General features: G+C 50.5%; 21 protein-coding genes. 14 read left to right on the top strand and 7 right to left on the bottom strand.

Features of this window, described 5'->3' with window-relative positions:
- Window positions 1-28: 28 nt before the first annotated feature.
- A complete protein-coding gene (locus tag ICL55_RS29445; protein WP_188104453.1) occupies window positions 29-352 on the top strand; it encodes a hypothetical protein in 324 nt (107 codons plus the stop codon).
- 251 nt (window positions 353-603) lie between these two features.
- On the opposite strand, the gene ICL55_RS29440 is transcribed toward ICL55_RS29445, so the two are convergent.
- Window positions 604-1,371 (bottom strand): APH(3') family aminoglycoside O-phosphotransferase, encoded by a 768-nt coding sequence (locus ICL55_RS29440; RefSeq protein WP_188104449.1) that lies wholly within the window; start codon window positions 1,369-1,371, stop codon window positions 604-606.
- 105 nt (window positions 1,372-1,476) lie between these two features.
- Here ICL55_RS29440 and ICL55_RS29435 point away from each other — a divergent pair, with 105 nt between their 5' ends.
- From ICL55_RS29435 to ICL55_RS29405, 7 genes are all read left to right on the top strand, one after another.
- Complete coding sequence (locus ICL55_RS29435; RefSeq protein WP_188104447.1) at window positions 1,477-2,025, top strand: RNA polymerase sigma factor; 549 nt, start codon at window positions 1,477-1,479, stop codon at window positions 2,023-2,025.
- A gap of 83 nt (window positions 2,026-2,108) precedes the next feature.
- Window positions 2,109-3,071 carry a FecR domain-containing protein gene (locus tag ICL55_RS35315; RefSeq protein WP_188104444.1) on the top strand — a complete coding sequence of 321 codons (963 nt, stop codon included), beginning with the start codon at window positions 2,109-2,111 and terminating at the stop codon, window positions 3,069-3,071.
- Between the two features lie 175 nt (window positions 3,072-3,246).
- On the top strand, window positions 3,247-6,765 hold the full coding sequence (locus ICL55_RS29425) for a SusC/RagA family TonB-linked outer membrane protein (RefSeq protein WP_188104442.1): 3,519 nt from the start codon (window positions 3,247-3,249) through the stop codon (window positions 6,763-6,765).
- Between the two features lie 9 nt (window positions 6,766-6,774).
- Window positions 6,775-8,151, top strand: coding sequence for a RagB/SusD family nutrient uptake outer membrane protein (locus tag ICL55_RS29420; protein WP_188104440.1), 1,377 nt, complete (start codon window positions 6,775-6,777; stop codon window positions 8,149-8,151).
- A gap of 23 nt (window positions 8,152-8,174) precedes the next feature.
- Window positions 8,175-9,377: a TlpA disulfide reductase family protein gene (locus tag ICL55_RS29415; RefSeq protein WP_188104439.1), complete on the top strand. Its 1,203-nt coding sequence runs from the start codon at window positions 8,175-8,177 to the stop codon at window positions 9,375-9,377.
- A 19-nt stretch (window positions 9,378-9,396) separates the two neighbouring features.
- Entirely contained in the window at window positions 9,397-10,563 is a 1,167-nt protein-coding gene (locus tag ICL55_RS29410; protein WP_246496700.1) for a peroxiredoxin family protein, read from the top strand.
- Between the two features lie 28 nt (window positions 10,564-10,591).
- On the top strand, window positions 10,592-11,098 hold the full coding sequence (locus ICL55_RS29405; RefSeq protein ID WP_188104437.1) for a hypothetical protein: 507 nt from the start codon (window positions 10,592-10,594) through the stop codon (window positions 11,096-11,098).
- Between the two features lie 41 nt (window positions 11,099-11,139).
- On the opposite strand, the gene ICL55_RS29400 is transcribed toward ICL55_RS29405, so the two are convergent.
- Genes ICL55_RS29400 through ICL55_RS29390 form a run of 3 tightly spaced genes read right to left on the bottom strand, consistent with a single transcriptional unit; the run spans window position 11,140 to window position 12,849 of the window.
- Complete coding sequence (locus ICL55_RS29400; protein ID WP_188104435.1) at window positions 11,140-11,997, bottom strand: alpha/beta fold hydrolase; 858 nt, start codon at window positions 11,995-11,997, stop codon at window positions 11,140-11,142.
- 23 nt (window positions 11,998-12,020) lie between these two features.
- Window positions 12,021-12,521: an SRPBCC family protein gene (locus tag ICL55_RS29395; RefSeq protein WP_188104433.1), complete on the bottom strand. Its 501-nt coding sequence runs from the start codon at window positions 12,519-12,521 to the stop codon at window positions 12,021-12,023.
- Complete coding sequence (locus tag ICL55_RS29390) at window positions 12,505-12,849, bottom strand: ArsR/SmtB family transcription factor (RefSeq protein ID WP_188104431.1); 345 nt, start codon at window positions 12,847-12,849, stop codon at window positions 12,505-12,507. Before ICL55_RS29390 ends, ICL55_RS29395 begins: the two co-directional genes overlap by 17 nt.
- A 263-nt stretch (window positions 12,850-13,112) precedes the next feature.
- On the opposite strand from ICL55_RS29390, the gene ICL55_RS29385 reads away from it, so the two are divergent.
- The 5 genes from ICL55_RS29385 (at window position 13,113) to ICL55_RS29365 (ending at window position 19,081) form a co-directional block, all read left to right on the top strand.
- A complete protein-coding gene (locus ICL55_RS29385) occupies window positions 13,113-13,508 on the top strand; it encodes a hypothetical protein (RefSeq protein ID WP_188104429.1) in 396 nt (131 codons plus the stop codon).
- Between the two features lie 922 nt (window positions 13,509-14,430).
- On the top strand, window positions 14,431-15,300 hold the full coding sequence (locus tag ICL55_RS29380) for a fimbrial biogenesis chaperone (protein ID WP_188104428.1): 870 nt from the start codon (window positions 14,431-14,433) through the stop codon (window positions 15,298-15,300).
- Window positions 15,301-15,348: 48 nt separating this feature from the next.
- Window positions 15,349-15,825 carry a DUF4402 domain-containing protein gene (locus ICL55_RS29375; protein ID WP_188104425.1) on the top strand — a complete coding sequence of 159 codons (477 nt, stop codon included), beginning with the start codon at window positions 15,349-15,351 and terminating at the stop codon, window positions 15,823-15,825.
- Window positions 15,826-15,854: 29 nt separating this feature from the next.
- Window positions 15,855-18,485 (top strand): carboxypeptidase-like regulatory domain-containing protein, encoded by a 2,631-nt coding sequence (locus ICL55_RS29370; protein ID WP_188104423.1) that lies wholly within the window; start codon window positions 15,855-15,857, stop codon window positions 18,483-18,485.
- A gap of 71 nt (window positions 18,486-18,556) precedes the next feature.
- Window positions 18,557-19,081 (top strand): DUF4402 domain-containing protein, encoded by a 525-nt coding sequence (locus tag ICL55_RS29365; protein WP_188104421.1) that lies wholly within the window; start codon window positions 18,557-18,559, stop codon window positions 19,079-19,081.
- A 288-nt stretch (window positions 19,082-19,369) separates the two neighbouring features.
- Here the strand turns inward: ICL55_RS29365 and ICL55_RS29360 are convergent, their stop codons facing one another.
- The 3 genes from ICL55_RS29360 to ICL55_RS29350 all read right to left on the bottom strand — a co-directional run bounded on the left by ICL55_RS29360 (window position 19,370) and on the right by ICL55_RS29350 (window position 23,091).
- Complete coding sequence (locus ICL55_RS29360; RefSeq protein WP_188104419.1) at window positions 19,370-20,125, bottom strand: XRE family transcriptional regulator; 756 nt, start codon at window positions 20,123-20,125, stop codon at window positions 19,370-19,372.
- 171 nt (window positions 20,126-20,296) lie between these two features.
- Complete coding sequence (locus ICL55_RS29355) at window positions 20,297-21,421, bottom strand: lipid II:glycine glycyltransferase FemX (RefSeq protein WP_188104416.1); 1,125 nt, start codon at window positions 21,419-21,421, stop codon at window positions 20,297-20,299.
- A gap of 386 nt (window positions 21,422-21,807) precedes the next feature.
- Window positions 21,808-23,091 (bottom strand): serine hydrolase domain-containing protein, encoded by a 1,284-nt coding sequence (locus ICL55_RS29350; RefSeq protein WP_188104414.1) that lies wholly within the window; start codon window positions 23,089-23,091, stop codon window positions 21,808-21,810.
- A gap of 112 nt (window positions 23,092-23,203) precedes the next feature.
- Here ICL55_RS29350 and ICL55_RS29345 point away from each other — a divergent pair, with 112 nt between their 5' ends.
- Window positions 23,204-24,091 carry a LysR family transcriptional regulator gene (locus ICL55_RS29345; protein WP_188104411.1) on the top strand — a complete coding sequence of 296 codons (888 nt, stop codon included), beginning with the start codon at window positions 23,204-23,206 and terminating at the stop codon, window positions 24,089-24,091.
- Window positions 24,092-24,130: the final 39 nt, after the last annotated feature.

Genomic DNA, 24,130 nt, shown 5'->3' with positions numbered 1-24,130 from the left:
TGTCGATTAACCGGATTTTAAATACAACATGATGAACTGGCTCCGTATTAAAGGCGACCTTAAAACCCCGCTGTTTGTGGCATTTGCTCTGCTGTTTGTGCTGATGCAGAATAAGCTAATTATTTGGATATTTCCTCCCGGAAGGAAGTATGGCGTGTCTTTTAATGCTGAGCGCGAGCGGCTGGGAATAGCGACGCTGCCTGACACCTGGACCACAGAGGATAAGTATAAAGAGCTGAAAGTATGGCGTGCACCTAATCAGCCTGACAGCGGATGCTTTAGCTCCGTATTAAGACTAAAATCAGTGGTGTCACATTTTGTGATACCACACAAAAGGCTTGTCCAATGCTGATTTGAATATTTGCATTATGAGAACCTTTGTTTCATTACGCAAATTATCAGTTAATTATCAGGAGGTAACGAGGGTATTGGATGAAATGCGTGAGTAGTATGATAATCAGTTTGAGGATATTTATCGGGTGCTTGAACATCTTATTCATAAGCCACAAGCACCACGTAATCTAATTGGTTTTAACCGACATAATGAATAAATGTAAAGCCGGGATTTGCAAGTAGGCCTATATTGTTAATAGCGCAATGATATCAAAACAACTCATCCAGCAACACATAATACGCCACCCTTTCCTCATCTCTCTCGATCCCCAGCCTTTCAAACAACATCCCTGCATAATCATCTGTTCCGAAATTATGCTTCAGCGACCGCACGCATAGTGCAATATCCTGATAGGCATCCGCCACGCCGGCGCCGCCGATATCGATGAAACCGCTCACCTGGCCTTGGTTGCCGAAGATGTTTGGCAGGCAGTAGTCGCCGTGGGTGAAGACGGGCGTGTACTGCGATGGCCTGTTGGCGATGAGATAGTCCAGCAGGGCCTGCGGAGTAGGGAAGCGGTTATTGTCTTCCCAGTCGGAGGTGTCTACCAGGCCGTGGGTTATATTATAGGCGGCGGCTTCGAGTTTCTTTTCCAGGCTGTTATCAAAAGGGCAATTGTCGATAGGGAGCGCAGAGAGCAGCTGTATGCCGTCGGCCAGCAGTTTGACCGTCAGTTCGGGATTGTCGAGGTAGCTGTCGGCGCAGAGCATTTCTCCGTCTACTGCAGTGGTGAGCAGATAATCGACCGTATCGTGGGTGCTGAAATACTGGATCACTGGTACGGGCAGTTTGTCCTGCAGCCAGGCCAGCACTTCATATTCGAGGCGCAGCCCTTGTCCGGAAGGCTGTGTTTTCAGGTAAAACACGCTGTGGGCGCTGGTGTAACGATACACGCTGGCGGCCGAGTAACCGATGGTGATGGGTTCGGGCGACATGTCTGCCAGCAGATGGGCCAGGTCTGTAGGGAGGTTGGGCATGGGTTCCTGTTTGGTGTCGCTGTAAAAATAGGGTTTTAATATTTTCGGGACATACTTGCATATGTAAAAGGCTTTTTTTTATTTTTATGGCTAAACCTTTCGTGTTTGGAGCAGTTGTCGGATACCGCGTTGCTGGAGCGTATGCAGGCATATAATGACAGGGCCGCCTTTGATGAACTGTATCACCGGTATTGGGAACAGCTTTACATGGCCGCATATGCCAGATTACAGCAGGATGCAGATGCCAAGGATTGTCTGCAGGAAGTTTTCGTTGCTCTCTGGCATAAGCGCCGGGAGTTGCGGATTCAGGGCCCATTGGGGCCATACCTGCATGTGGCGCTCAAATACAGGGTCCTCAACCATCTCCGCAGTCATCAGAACTACCAGAAACACCTGGATATCTTCTCCGCTATCCCACCGGCAGTATTTGACCGGGCAGACGACCGCCTCGCGCTGGCGGAAATACAACAGATCATAGAACAGACCATTGCGGCCATGCCGGAGAAAATGCGGCAGACCTATATCCTTAGCCGGCAGGAACAGCTGACGGTCCGCGAAATGGCCGACCAGCTGGGCGTTTCGCAGCAGACGGTCAAAAACCAGCTCACCACAGCGCTAAAGCGTCTGAAAGAAGCCCTCGCAGGATTCAAATAATCCCATCTCCCCAAAAAATATTTTTTAAGGCTTTAGTACTATCCTTTTCGGGCAGTGTCATTATTGTAGAAAACGGTTAAAACGTGCACGATCAGGAAAAAATAGCAGCGATCATCACACGGCTCGAAACCGGTACCTGTACTCCACAAGAACTGGAATGGCTGCATGAATGGTATCAATCCCAACACATGCAAGCCGGCACAGCGTTCCGTCATGAAGGCCATCGGCAGCAGCTCCGGACGGATATGTTGCAACATATCCATGACCAGCTGGATACGGTGCCCGTTGTGGCCGCAGGAAGGGTCGTGCCTTTCTATAGGAAATGGTGGGCGGCCGCCAGCCTGCTGGCCGCTATCGTGACAGTGAGCGCCTGGTGGTGGCATGACTACCGTCAGCAACATACCCTGCTGCTGGTAGAGGTAGGCCCGGGGCAGCAACGGCAGCTGATGTTGCCCGACAGCTCTCTGGTATGGCTCAACGCCGGGGCGAAACTCAGATACCCGCGCACGTTTGACGCGGTGCGGAAAGTGGAACTGGAAGGGGAAGGATTCTTTGACATACATCCGGATGCACATCATCCATTTGAGGTACATACGCAGGAACTGAATGTGCAGGTACTGGGTACATCTTTCGATGTGAAAGCCTATAACACGCTGGACGAGACACAGGTGACGGTGAAAACAGGCATGGTGAAAGTATTACACCATCAAACCGGCCTCGATGTGCTCAGCGCCAATGATCAGCTGACATACAGCCGCTCGGCGCAACAGTATATGAAATCAACCGTAGAAAACGAACAGATCAACGAATGGGCCACCGGCATGATCAGCCTGTCGCAGGCCGCCTTCGCAGAGGTAGCGCTCACGCTGGAAAACCAGTACGGTGTCCACATCCGGTACAACCCGGCGGAAATGAAGGCATTTGAATACACGCTGAGATGCAGCAAACAACTGTCGGTAACACAGGTATTGGACATCATCAGCAGCATACATCCGATACAATATGATATAAAGGACAACGAGATTACCATTCACCGTAAAAACTAATGTAGCACCAAGGAGGTTGCACCACCTATCAACACCGGGATGACAGCAGAAAAAGCATCCCTGGCACCGCTATGACCATATGTATACAAAAAAACCGCGTCTGTTGCAGCAGACACGGTTTGAATCATACAATGTTTTGTATGCATTTAGTAAAACACTAAAATCAACCAAAGATATGCAAAAATCGCTTTCGCTAACGTATATACGACGCTTAGTGAGATGGAGCATCGCGTTCACAGTGTTCTCACTGGGAAATATCAGCCTCCTTTCTTCACAGGTATATAGTCAGTCTGCGCAGCCGGTCAGTGTTACCGCTGCTTTTGAAAATGAAACGCTTGCATCCTGTCTCAAAAAACTGGAACGCAGCTACCACCTGTCTTTCGGCTACGATAGCCAGGAACTGTCCCAATACCGGATCGATAAACAACACTTCGTCAACGAGCCATTGGACAAAGTATTAACGGCCCTGCTCCGGAAAACAGCCTACGCCTGGCAGGCCAAAAACGGCGTTTACCTGATCGTTAAACAGCCAGTTACATTTGCTATGGCTACTACACCGGCCACGCCTGGTAAAATCCGCGGTCGTATTACGGATGCCACTACCAACAACCCCGTTCCGGGCGTAACGGTGCGTGTGGCCGGCGCTAAATTTTATGCCGTCTCCAACCCGGAAGGAGAATACGAACTGTTGCTACCTCCCGGCAATTATTCCCTTCTGTATTCTTTTATCGGTTATCAGGAAGAAGTAGTCCCCGCTGTGAAAGTCGCGCCAGCTGCCGTGGCAGCGGTGCCGGTAGCGCTGGTGGTGAAACCTTCCCGTTTAACCGAGGCCGTAGTCATCGGCTACGGTGTGCAGGAACGCCGTAGCTTGCTCGGATCGGTCACCAGCTTCAAAGCCAGCGAAATGCCCGGCCAGATGCCGCTTTCAGTGGATGAAGCGATGGTGGGCAAACTACCCGGCGTGTTCATCGCGCCCTCCAGCGGTGTGCCCGGCGCTGCCAGCAATATCACCATCCGCGGTATCAGCACCCTTAACGCTAACGGCAACACGCCGTTGATCGTCATCGACGGGGTGCCTATCTACGGCATTGATCCCAACCTCAACACGGTGGATTATGATAAAGGCACCACCCAGAGCTTTTCCTACGGTGGTAATCAGGTGGTGAACGAATACCGCCAGCCGACCACCTTCGAGAAAAACCCGCTGGCGACCCTCAACCCCGATGATATTGAATCCATCGAAGTGCTGAAAGATGCCTATTCCACTGCTATCTACGGCTCGCGCGGCTCCGGCGGCGTGATCCTCATCACCACCAAAAAAGGAAAACGCGGTAGTGCAAGGGTAGATGTGCAGCTGGGCGCTTCGATCGCTTCTCCCCGTAAATTGCCGTCTGTATTGACCGGCGATCAGTACGCCGATTTTTATAACAGGCTCTTTGCCGTGAAAGACTCCATCGGCCGCGCTACCAACCCTTTTTACCGTCCGCTCAATTATAAGTTCCCCAAAGGGGTTAACACCAACTGGCTGGATGAAGTAGTCCGTAATGCCGTTGGCAGCGATGCCAATGTGTCTCTCAGCGGCGGCACAGAGAAGAGCAATTACTATGTCAGCCTGGGATACGACCAACAACAGTCTTACATCGTGAATAACGATTTCACCCGCTATCAGGGCCGTGTGAACTTCGACAACCAGATGACTAAATCCCTGAAAGTGGGCGTGAGCATGTCTATGAACCAGGCTAACAACAACTCGCTCAACGCGCAGGAAGTATACCGCAACGCTATCCAGAAAGCGCCCAACATCGGTATCTATGACAGCACCGGCAATTTCAACTGGCGCTACGGCAACAACCCTACGGGGCCGGAAGCCGTGTCCAATCCGGTGGCGCAGGCTACGGCTACTAAAAACTATTCCACTGACAGCCGCATGCTCGGCAATGTGTTCGCGGACCTGAAACTACGCTCCTGGCTTAGCCTGCATTCCGATTTCGGGGTAGACTGGATCAACTCCCGCGCGTATAGCCGTAACATCGATCGGCCGCAGATGCCGGGAGGCAACGCCACCGAGTCACAACAGCAGCTACGCAAATGGGTGACCAACAACCGCCTCGATATCAACAAAGCCTTTGAGGGCGGACATGCTATCAGTGCCATGCTGGGCCAGAGCTTCGAAAAATCCGTGGAAAGCGTGAATTCCGTGGCGGGCGACGGTTTCCTCAACAACGATATGCTGAGCATCTCCACCGCCAAAAACAAACGTGTGGTCAATTCGCTGCAACAACAATGGGCACAGGTGTCCTTCCTTGGCAGGCTCAATTATGAATACCTCCACCGCTACCTGGTAGGTGTCACTTATCGTATGGACGGCTCCTCCCGTTTCTCTGCCAATCACCGCTATGTAGGGTTCCCTTCCTTTGCCGTAGGCTGGATACCGAGCGAAGAAACTTTTCTGAAAGGCAGCAAACTCATTGAACAACTGAAAATACGTGGTAGTGTAGGCTTCACCGGTAGTGACGGCGGCAACGGCTACTACGGTAATCAGGGCCAATATGTGGTAGACGTATACGGTGCTTCCTATGGCAATGTATCGGCCATCGGCGTCAAACAACCGGCCAACCCTAACCTGCAATGGGAACGTACCACCACCTGGAACGTGGGCATGGACCTGAGCCTGCTGAAAGGCCGCGTAAGCGCTACGCTGGATTACTACAGGCGACAAACATCCAACGCTATCCTCAGCTCCGTACTGCCTTATTTCATGGGCTTCTCCATGCAAAAACAGAACCTGGCAGACCTCAGTAATAATGGTATAGAGTTCAGTGTGACAAGTCAGAATATGGTGCGGAAAAATTTCAGCTGGACCACCAACTTTAATATCTCCGGTAACAGAAATAAAATCATCCGCCTGCATAAAATCAGCGAAGACCAGCTGGCTAATCAGAATGAAATTGAGGGCAACAGGTTCTGGCGGGTAGGGCATTCCGCCACAGCTTTTTATCTCTACAAGTGGGGCGGTGTTAATCCGGACAATGGTCAGCCGCTTTGGACCGATAATACCGGCAAAAGCGCTGAAACTCCTATTCAGCAACAGTATCCCAATGCGCCATACGTACACCGCGAATACATGGGCGATGCCATGCCGGTGGTATTTGGTGGCCTCGGCAATACGTTTACCTATAAAGATCTGGAGCTGAACTGCTTCCTGTCTTTCTCTGCCGGCAATAAAATCATCAATGGCGCCAGGGCCGCACAGTTCAGTTACCTGGGAAGTTCGGCTACCGCCAATAACGTGTATAACCTCTCTCCGGAGATCCTGCACTACTGGCAGTATCCGGGACAGCAGACAGACATTCCCGCGCTGATCAATAAGTCGAACGCAGCTGCCGCCGGTTTCGGCAGCTCCTACGACTATACGCTCAGCCGCCAGAATTCCCGCTTCCTGGAAGATGCGTCGTTCATCAAACTGAGAAGTGTGTCGCTCACGTACAATTGTACCCGCCTGCTGAAAAACAGCCGGTCGGTGAAGTCGTTGCGTGTATTCGTGGAAGGTAACAACCTGCTGGTCCTGACCAACTATTCCGGTCTTGACCCTGAGGTGAGCGCCTATGGCTCTTCTGCGCTGAACATGGGATTTGATGAGCTCACCATGCCGTCGCCGCGCACTTGGCGGGTAGGTATTAAAGCATCTTTTTAAAATGAGATTATGAAAAGATATTCCTGTTATATATATGCGGTGCTGCTGCTGTCGCTGGGAGCTTGCAGCCGGCAGCTGGACCTGAAGCCGGAAGGTACCATGGTGGAGGCAGACCTGCTGAAAAACAAACAGACCACCGAAAGTTTTCTGGCCGACACCTACCTGCAATTGATGGAAGCGTGCGGTGGTAACGCTTTTATCTTTGGAGATGTGACCGGCAATGTGGTGAGCAGCTTCGACCAGGCATTGGTGAAAGGCGCGGTAGACCCAAGGGACGGTAACTACGACGCGTTATGGTCCAACTATTACGCCACTATCAACCAGGCGAACGTGATCATCACGCAGCTGCCCAAATATGCCGCCTTTGACGTCGCTACGCAACAGCAGTTTATGGCGGAAGCGAAGTTTATCCGTGCCTTCGGGCACCTGATGTTATTGCGGATGTACGGCGACGGCGCCTTACAGGCAAAGCCGGGCAATATGGGGATTCCGCTGATGCTGCAAGCTTTCGACGGATACGATGGTTCCCAGAACAAAGCCAGAAATACGAACGAGGAGGTATATACGCAGATATTAAAAGACCTGGATGAAGCCATGGCCGCACTACCCGAAACGAGGACAGATCCCGTGGCGCAGGCCAGTCGCGCTACCAAAGGAGCCGCCGCAGCGGTGGCGGCAAGGGCCTGCCTGTACAAACAGGACTTTGCCAAAGCGGCCACCTACGCCAATATGGTGCTGGCCAAACCGCTTTACAGCCTGCAACCTTCCTTCGTGGCGCTGTGGCCCGACAATTCACAAGGCAACGGTAAATATCCGCTCAGCAGTGAGATTTTATTTGCCTTCCCGGAAAGCTGGAATAGCACCAGCTATGGTAAACATGAAATCTATTACTCCTATGGCTTCTATCAGCCACTGCCGGAATTCCTGGCTATCTATGAAGCACAGGACGAGCGCCTCACAGATATGTTTACCGCCACTAACATCATGCGCAAGTTCACCGATCCTAAAATTATGGACAACGTGAATATGGTCCGGCTGCCGGAAGTGATGCTGACGGCGGCGGAAGCGATGGCACAAACTACCGGTGTGAACGCCGCTTCCATAGACCTGCTCAACAGGGTATACGCCCGCGCCTACACGAAAAATCCCGTACCTAAAGTATACAGCGTGGCCGATTTTACCTCCAAACAACAGCTGGTAGATCGTATTCTGCTGGAACGCAGGCGGGAACTGGCTTTCGAAGGCTTCGCGCGGTTTGATGCGATCCGTAATGGGCAACAGCCTAATCCGCAGCTGCCGGCCAACCGCTATTGTATGCCCATTCCACAACGGGAAATTGACATCACCGGTGGCCTGATCGTACAGAATCCGGGCTATGCACAATAACGTAAAAGTATAAACGATAAACCATGAAGAAAATCATCACCACCCTTTCAGGAGCTTGCCTCGCGCTCAGCTGCCTGGCACAATCAGGGAAAAACATCACCCTACAGGGCGACATCTCGGGAGACCTGAAAGGACACAACAAAATGTATATCTATACCCGTACCTACAGAGACTCCGCAGTTATTGAAAACGGGCATTACACCTTTAAAATACCTTTCGACGGGCCGGTGTTCATGATGTTGTATCCGGAATATATACAGGCGGAACGCCAGATGTACGTGCCTTATGGCGTATTGATGGACAAACCCACCACCTATACCGTCACCAGCGACATCAGCAAAGGCATGAACGCCTCCACAGTAAAAGGTTCAGAGGCGCCGGAACTGTATCAGGCCTATAGCAGAGATAAATCTGCTGCCTGGAAAACGATCAGCGCTACGCTGCAAAAGGAATTTGGTAAACCATGGCTGCAGGAAAACGACCCGCAGTATGAAGCTTTCCAAAAAAGACAGGAGGCACTGCAAAAACAGCATCTGCTGCCGTTACTGGAGAAACTGGTGAAAGAACATCCCAATTCCTACGCTACAGTATTCAGTTTGAGCGATGCCCGCGAGATCGCTACGGTGGAGCAACAGGACCGGCTATACGCTATGCTGTCCAAAGACATGAAAGCTTCCACACCGGCGAAAGAATTTCATCAGTTTACCAGCGGTATCCGTAACGCCGCTATTGGCAGGCAGGTGAAAGATTTTAGTCTGCCCGACCCGCAGGGAAATGCCATCTCTTTCAGCAGCCTGAAAGGCAAATATGTGCTCATCGACTTCTGGGCGAGCTGGTGTGCGCCCTGCCGTAAGTCCTTCCCGCATATGCGGGAGGTATACCAGCAATACAAAGATCAAAACTTTGTCATCTACAGTATTTCTATCGATAAAAGCAAAGCTGACTGGTTAAAAGCCGTGGGAGAGGAGAACAATCCCTGGCTGCAATCCCTGGACAATATCAACATTGCTGGCAGCGGCTTTGCGATCACCGGTGTGCCCACTACCTACCTGATTTCTCCCGAAGGAAAAATCCTGATGAAAGAAATCGGTTTTGATGATACCGGCAACGGTAACATCGAAAAAAAACTGGGGGCTCTTTTTGGCGGCGCTGCGAAAAAAGCACCAGAACAGCCTAAAGCAGATGGAAAAGTCACAAAGGCCATACCCATGGTACCTATGCAATAGTAAATCATAAACCATCCACATGCAAAAAAATCAACGTTCCTGGTTGTTGGCCCTGCTCGCCGCTGCCATGGCGCTGCCGGCGGCAGCGCAGACAAAAAAGTACATCACCGTGAGCGGAAAAATCAAGTTTCCCCCGTCAAAAGAACAACAGGAGAAATTTCCCTTCCGGGTACAAAAACAGGATGGCGATGATCGCGTCACTATCGATACCATCCATCTGAAGCCGGATGGCTCCTATAGCATCAAGATAGATGCTACCCGGCCACAGTTCTATATCCTGAACGAATTTGAAGAAGACAGGCTCACCATCTGGGCCAATAAAGACAATCTTCAGATCGATTTCAGAGGAGAAGATACCGCTGCGATGAAAATCAAAAACCCACCGTATGTGTACATCCACGGCAGCGAAGAGAATAACCTGATCAATCAGGTGAATTTTATTACGTACCGCAACTACCAGCAAATGATCGAGAACGGCGGCCTGCAATATCAGGCATCCCTGGCCAAAGACACGGCGTTGGTGCGGGTAATGCAGGACCAATACACCTGGCTGGGTGAAGATATGGGCGAGCGCATAAAGCTGCTCATCAAAATGTATCCCAACACACCGGTACTGTTGTATGCGCTGGATTATCTGCATCCGCGGAGAGACAAGGAACTGATCAATACGGAGCTGGCTAAGCTGGTAAAAAAGTATCCCTATCTCGAAGAGGCTAAACGAAAACAGGCGGACCTGGTGAAGGCGGAAGAGATCGCCCGTAAAACCGATATCGGTGTTACGGCGATGAACTTCACGCAGCACAATGTGAGCGGTAAAGCGGTACAGTTGAAGGATTACAGGGGCAAATACGTACTGCTCGATTTCTGGGCCAGCTGGTGTGGTCCCTGCCGGCAGGAAAATCCTAATGTACTGGACAACTACGAAAAGTATCACAGCAAAGGACTGGAGATACTGGCTGTATCACTGGACGATAAAAAAGACGCCTGGGTGAAAGCCATTAAAGATGACGGCCTTACCTGGGAGCATGTGTCTGACCTGAAAGGCTGGAAAAACGAAGTGGCAAAAGAATACAATATCCGCGCGGTGCCCAGCAATTTCCTGATCGACAAGGAGGGGAAAATTGTGGCGAAGGACTTGCGCGGTGAAGAACTGACGAAGAAACTGGAAGAAATTTTTGGTAAATAGTGTTTAAACAAAACTGTAAAGAAGCGTTATGAAGCGATTGTTATTATTGTTGTGTATCTGCTGGAGCGGCGTGTCCATGGCCCAGATGCAGGCGGCTAAAAAAATCATCCCTGACTACACCCACGAAACACAAATCAAAAGTTCGACGGTGAAAATATGGCGCGTGATCCGTGACCTGCCACAGGTGAAAGAATATTCCAATGGTATGGTGCGGGAAGTGAATGTACGGACCGTGAACGATACAAAGTACCGTGACCTGACTTTCAGCGATGGCCGCAAACGTACCGATGAAATTGAACAGATACATGACCAATACAAGTTCTTTGTGTTTAATGTGCAGGGTCCTTTGCCGGCAGGCATCAGCAAAGCAGTTGTGACGGCGCTGGTAGAATCGATGCCGGACAAGGACGATGTGTCAGTAGTGCGCTGGAGCATTATTCTGGAGGGCGATAAGGCTGGCCGGAAGCCGCTGGTAGAAAGCCTCTCCGCGGAGATAGCCAATTATGAGGCAGGGCTGAAGAAGATGCTGGAATAGCAAAGAGAGAAAAGAGCCGGGTTCATCACCCGGCTTTTTTATTATTCGTTCAGGAAGTCGTCTATCATGGCTACCGCCATTTGTGGCGTGTGGCTGTGGTGTTTGGCCGTCAGCACATCGCCCAGGAATTCTCCGTGTTGACCTGGCAATATGGAGAGGCGGCCTTTAGGCAGCAGTCGGTACATGGCGGTGGCATGTTCCGGCGTGATGGCATCCTGATCGCTGATCAGTATCAGTGTGGGTACTTTGATGGAGCGGATCATATCATCGGGCCAGTCTTTAAAGGCCAGCATCCGGCCATTGTCCTGGTTGAACATGGTCTGCAATGCTTTAGGGTCGTTGTGGACAGCGAGGAATGCGTCTTTAAAAGGTTGCGGCATATCGCTGAGGTGGGCTTTTTTCATCATGTCCCAGAACATGGGAGGCAGGCCTTCTCTTTTGTAGAAGGAGGAAATGGCTACAATGCGGCGTACTAGTTCAGGATGGCGAACGCCGATCTGTAGCGCTGTACAGCCGCCGTTGCTAAAGCCGAGGATGTCCGCCTGTTGAACGTGCAATGTTTTTAGCAGGGCCGCCACATCATCGGCGTCTTGTTCGAAGGTAGTAGGACCGGGGCGTGCTTCCGTGTGCCCGTGGCCTTGCAGTTCTACAGCTATCACCTGATGATGTTGCGCAAAATCATGTAGCACCTGCCCGAAAGTGGTGCGGATAGTGGAGCCGCCGCCGTGGATTAATACCAGCGGGCTGCCGCTGCCATGGATTTCATAATACATTTTGATGCCGTTGACCGTAGCGTAGGCGCTGGTAGTATCCGTTTGTACGGTGGTCTGGGGCAAAGGAATGGTGGTTCCGGATATGGCGCCGTGGAGGGCCATGGTCAGAAAAATACTGGTAAACATATATCTGTTTTTGTGTGGGGAGATCAGCGGATGCCTGCCGGTTGGAGGTGTGCCTCGAGGATGTCGAGCATCTGTTCCCAGCTGGGGTAGGCGCCGGTTTTTTTAGCCAATGCCATGTTGACTGTCTGATGTAAAGTGAACAGGGTTTTGTTGCCCTCCGGCGTGAAGGTGACGGTCAGGATGGTCGCATCCGGCCAGTCGGGGTCCATGCCGGCTTCCCGGGAAGTGATGGGGTTTCCGTTGGCGTCTGCCACCTGCAGTGTGCAGACGATTTTTTCGGGCCTCGTGATTTCCAGGAAAGTGGTTTTGCACCAGCAGTTCTTGTAAGGGCCGTCCGGATTGCGGATGCAGGAGAGGAAGCCGCCGCCGGGGCGGATATCGACCTGGGCGAATTGAACAACGCAGCCTTTGGGGGCATACCAATGTTGAAGATGTTCTTCCTGGGTCCATGCGTCAAAAACCAGTTCCTGTGGCGCGTTGATGATACGGGAGATGAACGTGTCCTGATTATTGCTGTTTGCCATGTTTTTTATTTTTAGTTTGTAGTTGCTGTAAATAATCCTCCATGGAGTCGATGGCCGCGTTCCAGTATTTGTTGCATTCTTCCACCCATGAAGTTACTTCTTTCAGTTTGTCTATTTTCAGTTCACAATAGCGTTCCCGGCCCTGTTGGCGGATAATGACCAGCCCGCATTCCGTCAGCACTTTAATATGCTGGGAGATAGCCGGTCTGCTGGCCTCGAAGTTGTCCGCTATCGCGTTCAGGTTCATCGACTGACGGGCTATCAGCGAGATGATTTCCCGCCGGGTGGGGTCTGCTATGGCCTGATAAATATCCCTTCGTTTCTCCATTATGTAAGTATTTGCTTACAAATATAGTAAATGTAAGTAAATACTTACAAAATATTTTTTGGGAGATAATTTGGGCATCTTCCGAAATCGAAAAATCGCCCCTCAAAAAAATATAAATAAGATAAATGCGAACAGGGACGGGTATACGAAAAGCAGGTGGTTGATTAGTATAAACAACATGCAGGCATCGATAGCTGTCATTTTTGTGTGGAGCTGACAGCCTGCTATTTTTAGTTTACCTTTGCGGAAACTAAAAACAGGAGATGGGACCGTGGTTACATATCTGTGCGCAATGTGGCGCCAAAGAATATTATAAGGCATGGGACTTGTGTCAGCCGGAAGTTCATTGCCGGCAATGTGGGTTTGTTAAAGTGAACCCGCCGGAAGAGGTGGAGCGGATGCGGAGGATACAGGCGGAGAATAGCTGGTATGCCGGTTTTGTGGAACTGTTATTTGCGATAGAGGACGAGCTGGGCATCGAATATAACGGCAAGGAGTTTCCGGAGCCTTTCGCTACGTGGAGAACATTGTTGGAGGCCACGTTGCAATACACTGATACGGCTATAACGGAAGCGCAGGTGATGGAAGTGATAGCCCGTTGTGCCGGTGTAACGGAAACGAGTATACGTGAAAAAATAGATAAACCGATTGGGATATAAAAAGTGACATTTTATATAATAGTCAGGAAAACTAATTATAGGTTTATTTTATTTGTTGGCTTGTAATCCTTTGTGGTATTGTGTTTTAGGCTTGTTTGATGAGGTTATTTGTTAATCTTTCAAATTTTTTTCTAAAAAAATTTGGTGAAATCAGAATCTTATTTATCTTCGCTTCACTTATCCAAACAGTCTGTTTTTCTAGTTGTCCCAAAGTTGTCCCAAAATAGTTGAATAACGTTGTACTACCCCTGAATACTTATACTTATACTGAGATTGGCTATATCCTGAAACATCAATTCCATAGGTTTTACAGAAAAATATCCCTTCGCTGCGGTTACTGTTATCAGTATTATCCGTTGGTGCCTGTTGGGAAAACAGATGTATCGAGTGCATGTGATTGTTATGTATGTATTGCTTCGTGTGTAAGGAAGTGTTGCGCTTATCCCTGGCCGCACTCTGCTTAATTTCCGTTCTTTAAGATTTGCTTATTGTTTTAAATCTGACTTCTTATGAAAGAGAAGATCCTCTCCGTGACCTTGCCTGTCGCGGTCTCGTGGGCCTGTAAGGTCTTCGCGCAGGCACCGGTAACAACGGTTACAGCTGATGCTTCCGCAATAGTGGCGGCTCCTGTATGGTGTTCGCGGACCAATGGTAACATAGGCTTTGGCAGCACTGCACCTTCCGGGACAGCTGGTGTTGTGACGCCAGCTCCTGGTGGTACTCGCAGGACTTCCGCTTTCTGGGAACGAAGTATCATAAACGCTGAAATTGTTGATGCAACAGGTGACGGGTAACCGCAAAAAGTAACTGATCGGCAATTCCGGCTAAAACCAAATGGTCCTGTACTTCACCTGGGTGCAGGCCTTTGGTATCCCTACCCTGGCAACCCAAAAATTTTTGAAAGATGTATGCAACCATGCTTATGAAGCGGCTAACCCTGCGCGTGCAGCAGAGATATGAGATAGTCTTTGCCACCGCATTCTCCCTTTCCTTTTTGTTACTGCACACGGTCATTGTGCATGCGCAGGGAAACCTGATGATTTACCCAAAACGAGTGGTATTTGATGGTTCCAAAAGAACGCAGGACCTTGGCCTCGCCAATACCGGCGCGGACACGGCTACCTATCAGGTATCTTTCGTTCAGATCAGGATGAAAGAAGACGGTTCTTTCGAAAACATCGAACAACCGGATTCCGGACAAAGCTTCGCAAGCGCTAACCTCCGTATTTTTCCCCGTACCGTTTCCATTGCACCCAAAGAGTCACAAGCCGTGAAGCTACAGGTCATCAATACTGGTAGCCTGCCTCCCGGCGAGTACAGATCTCATGTGTATTTCAGGTCTGTTCCTGCTCCCTTACCTGCCGGTGAAACACCACTGATGCGACCCAAAGACACCAGTAACGTGGAAGTCAAACTGGTCCCCGTATTCGGTGTCACCATCCCCGTCATCATCCGTGTGGGCCCCGATTCTACCCTGGTCGTTATTTCCGACATGGACATGGATTTTAAGGACCCCAAACAACCACAGGTGATGTTTGCGCTGAACCGCAGCGGCAATATGTCGGCCTACGGCGATCTGACGATCGACTATATCTCGCCGTCAGGCCAGCGAACGCGTGCCGCGGCGGTAAAAGGAGTGGCGGTGTATACGCCGCTGTCCAAAAGGAAAGTCAGGATAGATCTCGACAACACGGCCAGGCTTAATTATCATCAGGGCCGGCTGGAAGTCAACTACGAAACGGCTTCCGGTAAACCAGTCACCCTGGCTAAACAGGAAATAGTTCTGCGCTGAGATAAACAGATGATTGTTTAACCCCTTAGCATTTACCCGATCATGTGTATGCATTTTGTACAGCACCCTGCAGGGTGGGCTGTGACGGGCATCTTATGTTTACTGCATTGTTTGCCCGCGGCAGCACAGGTAACGCCCACCATCGTTCAGCAACTTAGTTTTGGCTCCTTCAGTACCGGTCAAAGCGGTGGCACCATCTCCGTGAATGCAGATGGCGCCACTACCACCACCGGAGATGTGATCACCATTGGCAAAGGAACCATGCCCTCACCGGCGGTGATAGAACTGATGGCACCTGTTGGCAGCAGGATCGCTATCCTGGAAACCAACTCCCTGCTGAAAGGTAGTAACGGCAACACCCTGTCACTGCGCATCAAAGGTTCGGACCCGGTGATGCCTTTCATTACCAAAACACCCAGGACCAGCATTCATATCGGCGGGACGTTAACAATCAATAAACCCGGACAAACAGCTTCAGGAAATTATAACGGACAGGTCTTCATCACTTTTTTAGCAGGCGAGTAACCCCCGCCATCTATGTGAAACCATGACCCATGAAAAACCTTCACGATATGCTCATGCCCGTTCTGTTCGGCGCGCTCTGCATCGCGTGCGCCATCACCGGAACATCGGGCAGCTGTTATGCACAAAGCCCCGGCTCAGATGAAGAACTGGTAGTGACCGTGGGGATGCAGGAATTGGGGAACGCTGAGATATCCGCCATTATCCGTAACCAGGACGTTTACCTGTCAGTGAGTGACCTGTTCGATTTCCTGCAAGTAAAAAATATACTGTCACCCCAGGCTGATACCCTGTCAGGATTTATCATCAGCCCGGACGACAAATTTATCATCGACAAAGCAACACGTACCATTACCTACAATAAAAAAACATTCACCATGGACGCTCAAAAACTTCTCTGCACGCCTGCGGGATTCTATCTCCGCTCCGCCAGCTGGGCCGATGTGTTCGGGGTGAACTGTGTATTCCGCTTCCGCGATCTGTATGTAGCGATGACGACTAAACGTGAGCTGCCGGTGGTCCGTGAAATGAAACAACAAAAACTTCGTGATAATATTAACCGGTTAAAAGGAGAGGAGAAAGCAGATACCGTTATCCGCAGAAAAGCCACTGCTTTCAGCATCAATGCGGCCGACTGGTCAGTAATGACCACCCGGCAGCAGCAGGCTTCCAGCACCACCCTCAACCTGTCGCTCGGTGGACAAATGGCCGGTGGCGAAACCAACCTGCAAATGAATTATATCGATGGAAACCTTGACATACGCAACCAACAATTCATGTGGCATTATGTGAACAATGACCATCCATTGTTACGGCAGGTTACCGTAGGCAAGATCAATAGTATGGCGATCGCCTCTGTATTGTATCCGTTGGCCGGCGTGCAGTTCACCAATGCATCCACGCTCAACAGGACTGCCTTCGGTACCTACCGGTTGACCGACATCACTACGCCTGGCTGGAAAGTAGAGCTGTATATTAATCATGAGCTGATCGACTATCAGCAGGCAGATGCTTCCGGTTTTTTTGCCTTTAATGTGCCCATCATTTATGGCAACACGACTGTTACCCTTCGTTTCTATGGCCCCTTTGGGGAGGTGCGCACCGAACAGCGGGAAATTATGGTGCCTTTTAATTTCCTGCCTGCCGGTGAAACGGAGTACACCGTTACCGGCGGCATCCTGCTCGACGGACAAAGCAGCCGTTACGCCATGGGCACTGTTCATTATGGTATCACCAAACGTATCACCGTAGGTGCTGGTACGGAATACCTTTCATCCATTGCCGGCGGAAAACCCATTCCCTTTGTGCATGCCGCCTGGCGGTTGACCGACAACCTGATCTTCAGCGGTGAATATGCCTATGCGGTAAGAAGCAAGGCCTCCCTGTTCTGGCATCTGCCCTGTGAAATGGAAGTTGAAGCACAGTACCTGCGTTACAAACCTGGTCAGCAGGCGGTGAAATACAACTATCAGGAAGAACGCAAGTTGTCTGTTATGCTGCCTATACGAAAACCCAATTTTTCCCTTTTCTCCCGGTTGACAGTAGATCAGATCACCATGCCGCCGGCAGAACAGACGCCCGTGATAGAAAAAATTCCATCGACGCCTGCTGTCCCTTTGGTGAAATACACCACCGTGGAGTGGATCACTTCCGGTACCATAGGCCGTGTGAACACTAACCTGACCACGTTCTGTAATTTCCGGGAAGATGCGCCGGCAGTGGCGTACAGCACCTTAACCCAAACGTACCGGCTCTTCTCCAATATGTTTGTCATGCCCCGGGTACAGTATTCCTATGACAGCCACCAGTTTTCCAACGCCCGCGTGGAGCTGGAGCGCAACATCAGGGAACGCACCTACGTAAGATTATCTTTTGAAAGAGATTTTATCAACGAGCAGTTTATCGGTGGTATCACCCTGCGTTATGATTTCAGATTTGCGAAAGTGGGAATGAGCACTATGATAGCAGGCCGTAATTCATCGATCAATGCTTCAGCAGGCGGCAGCCTGCTCTATGACCGGGAAAGCCACTACCTGATGACCAGCAATGTAGGTAGTGTGGGACGCGCACAACTGACGGTACTGGCTTTCCTTGACATCAATGGCAATGGTAAAAGAGATGCCGGTGAACCCAAACTGGACGGACTTTCTATACAGGTAAACGGTGGCTTGTCTGTATTCGACAAACAGGATACCCTTTACCGTGTCTTTAACCTGGAACCTTACCGAAAATACCTGATACGTTTGAACCCTGATGGCCTTGGCTCCGTTGCCTGGCAGCTGAAACATACCGCCATCGGGGTTACCGCACTGCCCAATCAGTTTAAACCGGTAGAAATACCGGTGACCGTTTCCGGTGAAGTAGCCGGTATGGTCAGGAATACCCAAAAACAAGGCATGTCCCGTATCCGGATAAATATACTGGATACCGACTGTCGCACAGTTGCCTCCGTACTTACGGAACCCGACGGTTATTTCAGCTACCTTGGCCTTCGTCCCGGTACCTATACCCTAAGCCTGGACCTGGCGCAGCTGCAGCGCCTGCATATGACAGCCCAACCCGCTGAAATAACCGTTACCATTAAACGAAATCCCGATGGCGATGTAGTGGACGGGCTGATGTTTAAACTTATTTCGAATCTATCCTCTAACCCACCCAAATAGTTGTGTTGAATTAACCCCAAACTTTTTTATTAATCACTTATTTATTATTCATTTTTTAAAACCCAAATTTTATGAAAAAGGTGTTATCATTACTGGCTATCGTTTCAGTTATCTTCGCTGGCAAAGCAGTTGCCCAGACATCCGCTACCGCAACAGCCAATGCATCTGCTACTGTCATTACTCCCATTGCCATTGCGAAAACCCTCGACCTGAACTTCGGTGTTCTGGCTTCATCTCCCATTCCAGGTACCCTGAAAATCAGCCCTGCTGGTGTTCGTACCACTACAGGTGGTGTGTCTACACTGTCTACCACTGGTACCGTTACCCCCGCGATCTTTTCCGTGACCGGTGAAAACAATTTCACTTACGCCATCACACTGCCGCTCATCCCTGTAGTATTGAACCATACTACACTTCCGGGCGCATTCATGCTGGCTACTAACTTTACCAGCTCACCTGCAGTGATCACTGGTGGTGTTTTGACTGGTGGCTCCCAGGCACTGAACGTAGGTGCTACCCTGTTTGTTGGCCCTAACCAACCTCATGGTCTGTACACTACCAATATTCCGTTCCCGGTTACAGTAAACTATAACTAAGCAATTGTTGCGGTTGCTAGAACAAGGGGTTGTCCTGCACACAGGGCAGCCTCTTTATTTTTATATCTTTGCGGGCTGCTGATCAGATGGGTGGCCTACTACATGGGAAAGAAAAGTAATCGTAAGAGGGGGCGGCAAAAGCCTGTGCTATACGAACAAAAAAATGTCTTCGCCTGCTGTTCACCGGACAGCCAGCTCTTTGGGGGAAAAAAATGTCCGCTGCAATTGTAATGCTGCTGCCCGATAGGGCGGCCCCCGGGGCGTGACCCCGGGAAATCATCTATATCCTTATTGCATGGCTGTCACTTCCGGCAGCTGTTTGCTCAGATAGCCGATAAATGTCCAGATTTCAGCCACTTCATTGATGGGCACTTCGAAGTCTGTATATGCTTCGTTGAGAGAGCGCAGCAACAGCGTGCCTTTTTGTTTGACGCGGCTGGTCACCAGTTTGAAGATGATATCTTCTTCTCCGCCCTTCAGCACCAGCACGCAGGCGGTATTATCTTTCAGGTGCGACCAATCTTCCAGATACTGGGCGATGATATGGCTGCCATCGGGGATGGGATGCATGGAATCGCCGGAGATAGGGAACATACGGATGGTTTTACCGCGTGGCAGTTCCGGCAGGGAGAACTTCGGCAGGCCGGCGATAAACTCCGGATCGGCATGGCCGCTGCGATAGCCCGCCCTGGCGCGTGCCGGCACATACTCCATATTTTCTTCGTTGTCCTGATCTACCGTGATCGGCAGAATGCGTATATGCCTGCCCGTTAAATCCACCGTGTTACCGGCTTCCAGCTCCAGCAGCTGTTCTTCTGTAGCCTGTTGCAGATCATTTTTGATAAACGTGTCCAGATCTACCCGGAAAAAGTCAGAGATCAATACCAGATCTTCCAGTCGTGGGTTCCGTGTTTTACCACTTTCCTGCGCTGTAATTTTGTTTCTGTTGATACCCAGCAGATCGGCCAGATGCTGCTGTGAAAGCTTTTTCCGCATGCGTAATATCCTCAGGTTCTCTCCCCAGAAAGTCGGCTTCTTCATCATTTTCCGGTTATATTTAAAATAAATTATATTTATAACGAATGAAGGCAAAAGTAATCAATTACGAATTATGAATGACGAATTACGAATGGAGAACTTATTTTAAGCAGGTAATCTTAGTGATCTCCCTATAATAAACCCCTGATTCGTCATTCGTAATTTGTGATTCGTAATTTATCCCCGGTGGTATCCCTTGCTGTATAGCTCCGCGGCAGTGTACGCGGCATAAGGGGCTTCCAGCAGGGGATAGTCCCAGCAGCCCATGCGATGGAACAGCTCTCCGCCGAAGCCGTTTTTGAACTTGAAGAGGCCATATAGCGGATGTTGCGGATCGGGTGTGGGAGACACGCCGAAGAAGTCATACTCCGTACAGCCTTTACGTTTAGCCCGCTGCATGGCTTCCCATTGCAGCATATAGGTACCCATGTAATTCCGGTGTGTATCGGAGGAGGCGCCATAGAGGTAAGTGCCGCGGTGGCCCGCCACTACGAGGAACATCGCGGCCAGCGGCATACCATCAACTTCCGCCAGCAACATCTCCACGTCGGCAGGAGAGGTGCTGTTATTGGCCCGGGCAGTGAGGATGGTCCTGAAGTAACCGATATCTTCCTGTACAATGCCGTTGCGTGCGCACGTTTGTGCGTAGAGGTGATACCAGGTGTCGATGTTCTCCAGTCCGGCAGCTTTTACCTGTACCCCTCTACGACCGGCCAGCTGGATGTTGTAGCGGGTCTTGGTTTTCATCCGGTCGAGCAACTGCTGATCGTCTTTCTTCAGGTCCATAAAAATGGTATTGGAAGGCAGGATGTCGGTATTGGATTTTTTCAGGTTCTGGCCGCGGGTGCTGTAGTTGAATCGCAACTCCTGCATTTGTTTGCCCGGAGGGCCCAGCCAGCAGCCGTTTTCATCGAGATACCGGTCTTCGCCGGACCAGTGCGACTGCCACGCCAGATCGTAACGTATCATAATACACTGCTCCGGCAGGAGAGGCCGCAGGCATTCCGACAGCTCCTCCAGGAATACGCCCTGACAGTCGGTGTCAGGCTCTATCTCCGGACCGTAGGGCACATACGCGATATAATGTTCATCGCTGATCTGCCGCAGGATCACCAGCACGTCACTCTCGATATAGTCTTGTCCCACAGCGCCGGCAAACAGTTCCTGTCGCCGCACTTTAAAATCAAACGCGCAGGTTTCCCAGCCCTGGCGGCTTTTCACCTCCGACCAGTAAGCGGTCTGCTGTAAAATAGCTGTCTTGTTTACCTGCCTGATCTCTTTTTTGCAAATGTCAATATACATGATGCATCACGATTGGATGTAAAAAAAGAAGCGCTTCACTTCCAACCGGAAATGAAACAAATAAAAAATAACGCTATAAGTATGGGTTCCCCGGGTATACGGCCGTTAGATCAACAGCCCGGGGCTTGTGTATGGAAGTCTTTGAAATTGGAAATGAAGTACAGCTTTTCACAGAAGCAGCAGCAGGAGATAGCAGTGCCTATTTCCGCTACAGGAGCAGAAAGCATGCGGTGTTGCATTTTGTTGTATGATAAAAACTGTAACATAACGGCTGCAAAGATATGGAAAAAATATGGGGGGATCCCAGGTTCCCAGGGTTTTAGCCCTGGGGCAAAATAATGGGGGACCGATATCGTATCGGTCCCCCATTATTTTAAAAATACGTTCTAATCTTCCAGCGCCTGGTACACGGCCACTTTAAACTCGTCGCCAATGCTCCAGTAAGGCGATAAATACTCCTGGGTGAATATGAGTCCGACCAGGTCTTGTTTTGGATCGGCCCAGTAGTGGGTGTTAAAAGCGCCGGCCCAGCTGAAGGTGCCGATGCTGTAGGGCATCAGGTGGTCGTTGGCTTTTGTCTCGAGGGAAAAACCGAGCCCGAAGCGGAACGATTCCGGCTGAGCAGGCAGGGGAGAAGGACGTACGCCTTCTTCCAGCTGGTTGGTCAGCATGAGGGCTACCGTAGCGGGACTGATAAGTGTTTTGCTGGTGTTGTTGTTTTTGTCGATGTACTTTCCTTTCTGCAGCAGGAGTGTCAGGAATTTGCCATAGTCGGCGGTGGTAGACACCAGTCCTGCGCCGCCGGAGAGGTAAGTGCCCTGCCGGTTGGGGAACAGCGGGTCCAGTCCTTCATAGATGGGATGGTTGACCAGTTGCATTTTCCCGTTAACATCTTCGTACAGCGTCACTAATTTCTTTTGTTTGTCCGCCGGCAGATGGAAGTAGGTGTCTTGCATGTCCAGTGGTGTAAATACCCGTTGTTGCAGGAATACGTCCAGTCGTTGGCCGCTCCATATTTCTATGAGATAGCCCAATATGTCGGTGTTGAGGCCGTAAGTAAAGGCTTGTCCCGGGTCATGCATCAGCGGCTGTTGCGCCAGCAGGGGGATTTTTGTTTTCAGGTCAGAAGCCATGGTGCCGATGCCGCTGGGCACTCCTGCTTTGGCGTAGATGGCCTGCATCTGCGGATCGCTGAACACGGCGGCGTAGGCGATGCCGGAGGTGTGGCGGAGCAGGTCACGTACGGTGATTTCCCGTGTAGCCGGTCGCGTGGTATAGCTGCTGTCTTTCGGATTAAAAGAAACCTTTACCCGTGGGTTTTGGAAGGCGGGGATGAATTTGGATACCGGATCATCCAGTTGGAATTTACCTTCTTCCCAGAGTATCATGACACCCAGGCTGGTAATGGCTTTAGTTTGGGAAGCGATGCGGAAGATGTTGTCTGTCTGCATGGTTTTACGGGAGGCCACATCGGCGTAGCCGAAAGCCTTGTTATATACCACCTGTCCGTGGCGGATAATGAGGGCGGTGGCGCCGGGAATATGTCCGGCTGCTATATGGCGATTGATTACGTCGTCAATGCGGGAGGTCCGTTGTGCGTCCAGTCCGGACTGGGCATAGGTTGTAAGGGTCATGGCCACGACGGCGATGACAGTAAATATACTTTTCATGATGGTTGTGTGTTATTTTTTGTATTTGATATGGCAAAGATGGGGCCGTTTGACGTATAAATAAAATAGGATAAATTATATCAATCTATAAAATGATTTATACATTTGGGATATGGTGAATTTTGAATGGTTTCGCACTTTTAAGGCTATTTATCAGACGGGCACACTTACGGGCGCTGCGCAGGAGTTACTGATATCGCAGCCCAACGTAAGTCAGCATCTGGCTGCACTGGAAGCTTATATCTGTCATCCTTTGTTTGAAAGACAGCCGCGCCGTATGGTGCCCACTGATTACGGCAAGCTACTGTATACGGAAGTCATTGATGCGGTAGAGAAACTGGAGAAAGTAGAGCTGGACTTCCGCAATACCTACGCCTGGGAGGTGCCGCTCACCTGCCTGGGCGCCCCGAAAGAATTTTTCCAGGCCGTGATAGCGCCGCGTATCGGTCAGTCGGATGCCAACTTCATCTTCGAATTTGGCGACTCAAAAGCTTTGCTGGAGAAGGTGATCAGGAAGGATATGTATTTTACGCTGACGACTACCTGCGGTCACGAGAAAAACATCATGTATGACCCGGTGCTGGAAGAGCGGTTTGTTTTGGTAAGTAATGTGGGACTGGATGATACTGTTCTCCGGAAGGCGGTCCGGAAAAATGATAAGGCAGCAGCAGAAGCATGGCTGTACGACCAAACCTGGTATACCTACAGCAGCGACATTGCTCCGGTACGCCGCTTCTGGCAGGAGAATTTCTATAAACGCCCACAGATAAGGCCCCGCTTTGTGATACCGGACTACGACGCTATCCTGAAAGCGCTGGTCACCGGCGAGGGTGTCACCATCGTACCAGACTACCTGGTGAAAGAGCACCTGCGCAGAAAAGAGCTGAAACAGCTCTGGCCAGACGCCGAATCGGCTAGTCAGACCATTTATCTGGCCTATGATAAAACGCGCGTCACCACTCCGCAGGTGCAGCAGGTAAAAGCGCTGTTGCATTTGTAGATCCTAATGGTTATTTTGTTCTGCAACTACAGGCAGTTG

It is taken from the genome of Chitinophaga varians (assembly GCF_014529945.1).
Classification (GTDB): Bacteria; Bacteroidota; Bacteroidia; order Chitinophagales; family Chitinophagaceae; genus Chitinophaga; species Chitinophaga varians.
This window is presented reverse-complemented; position numbering and strand designations above follow the sequence as displayed.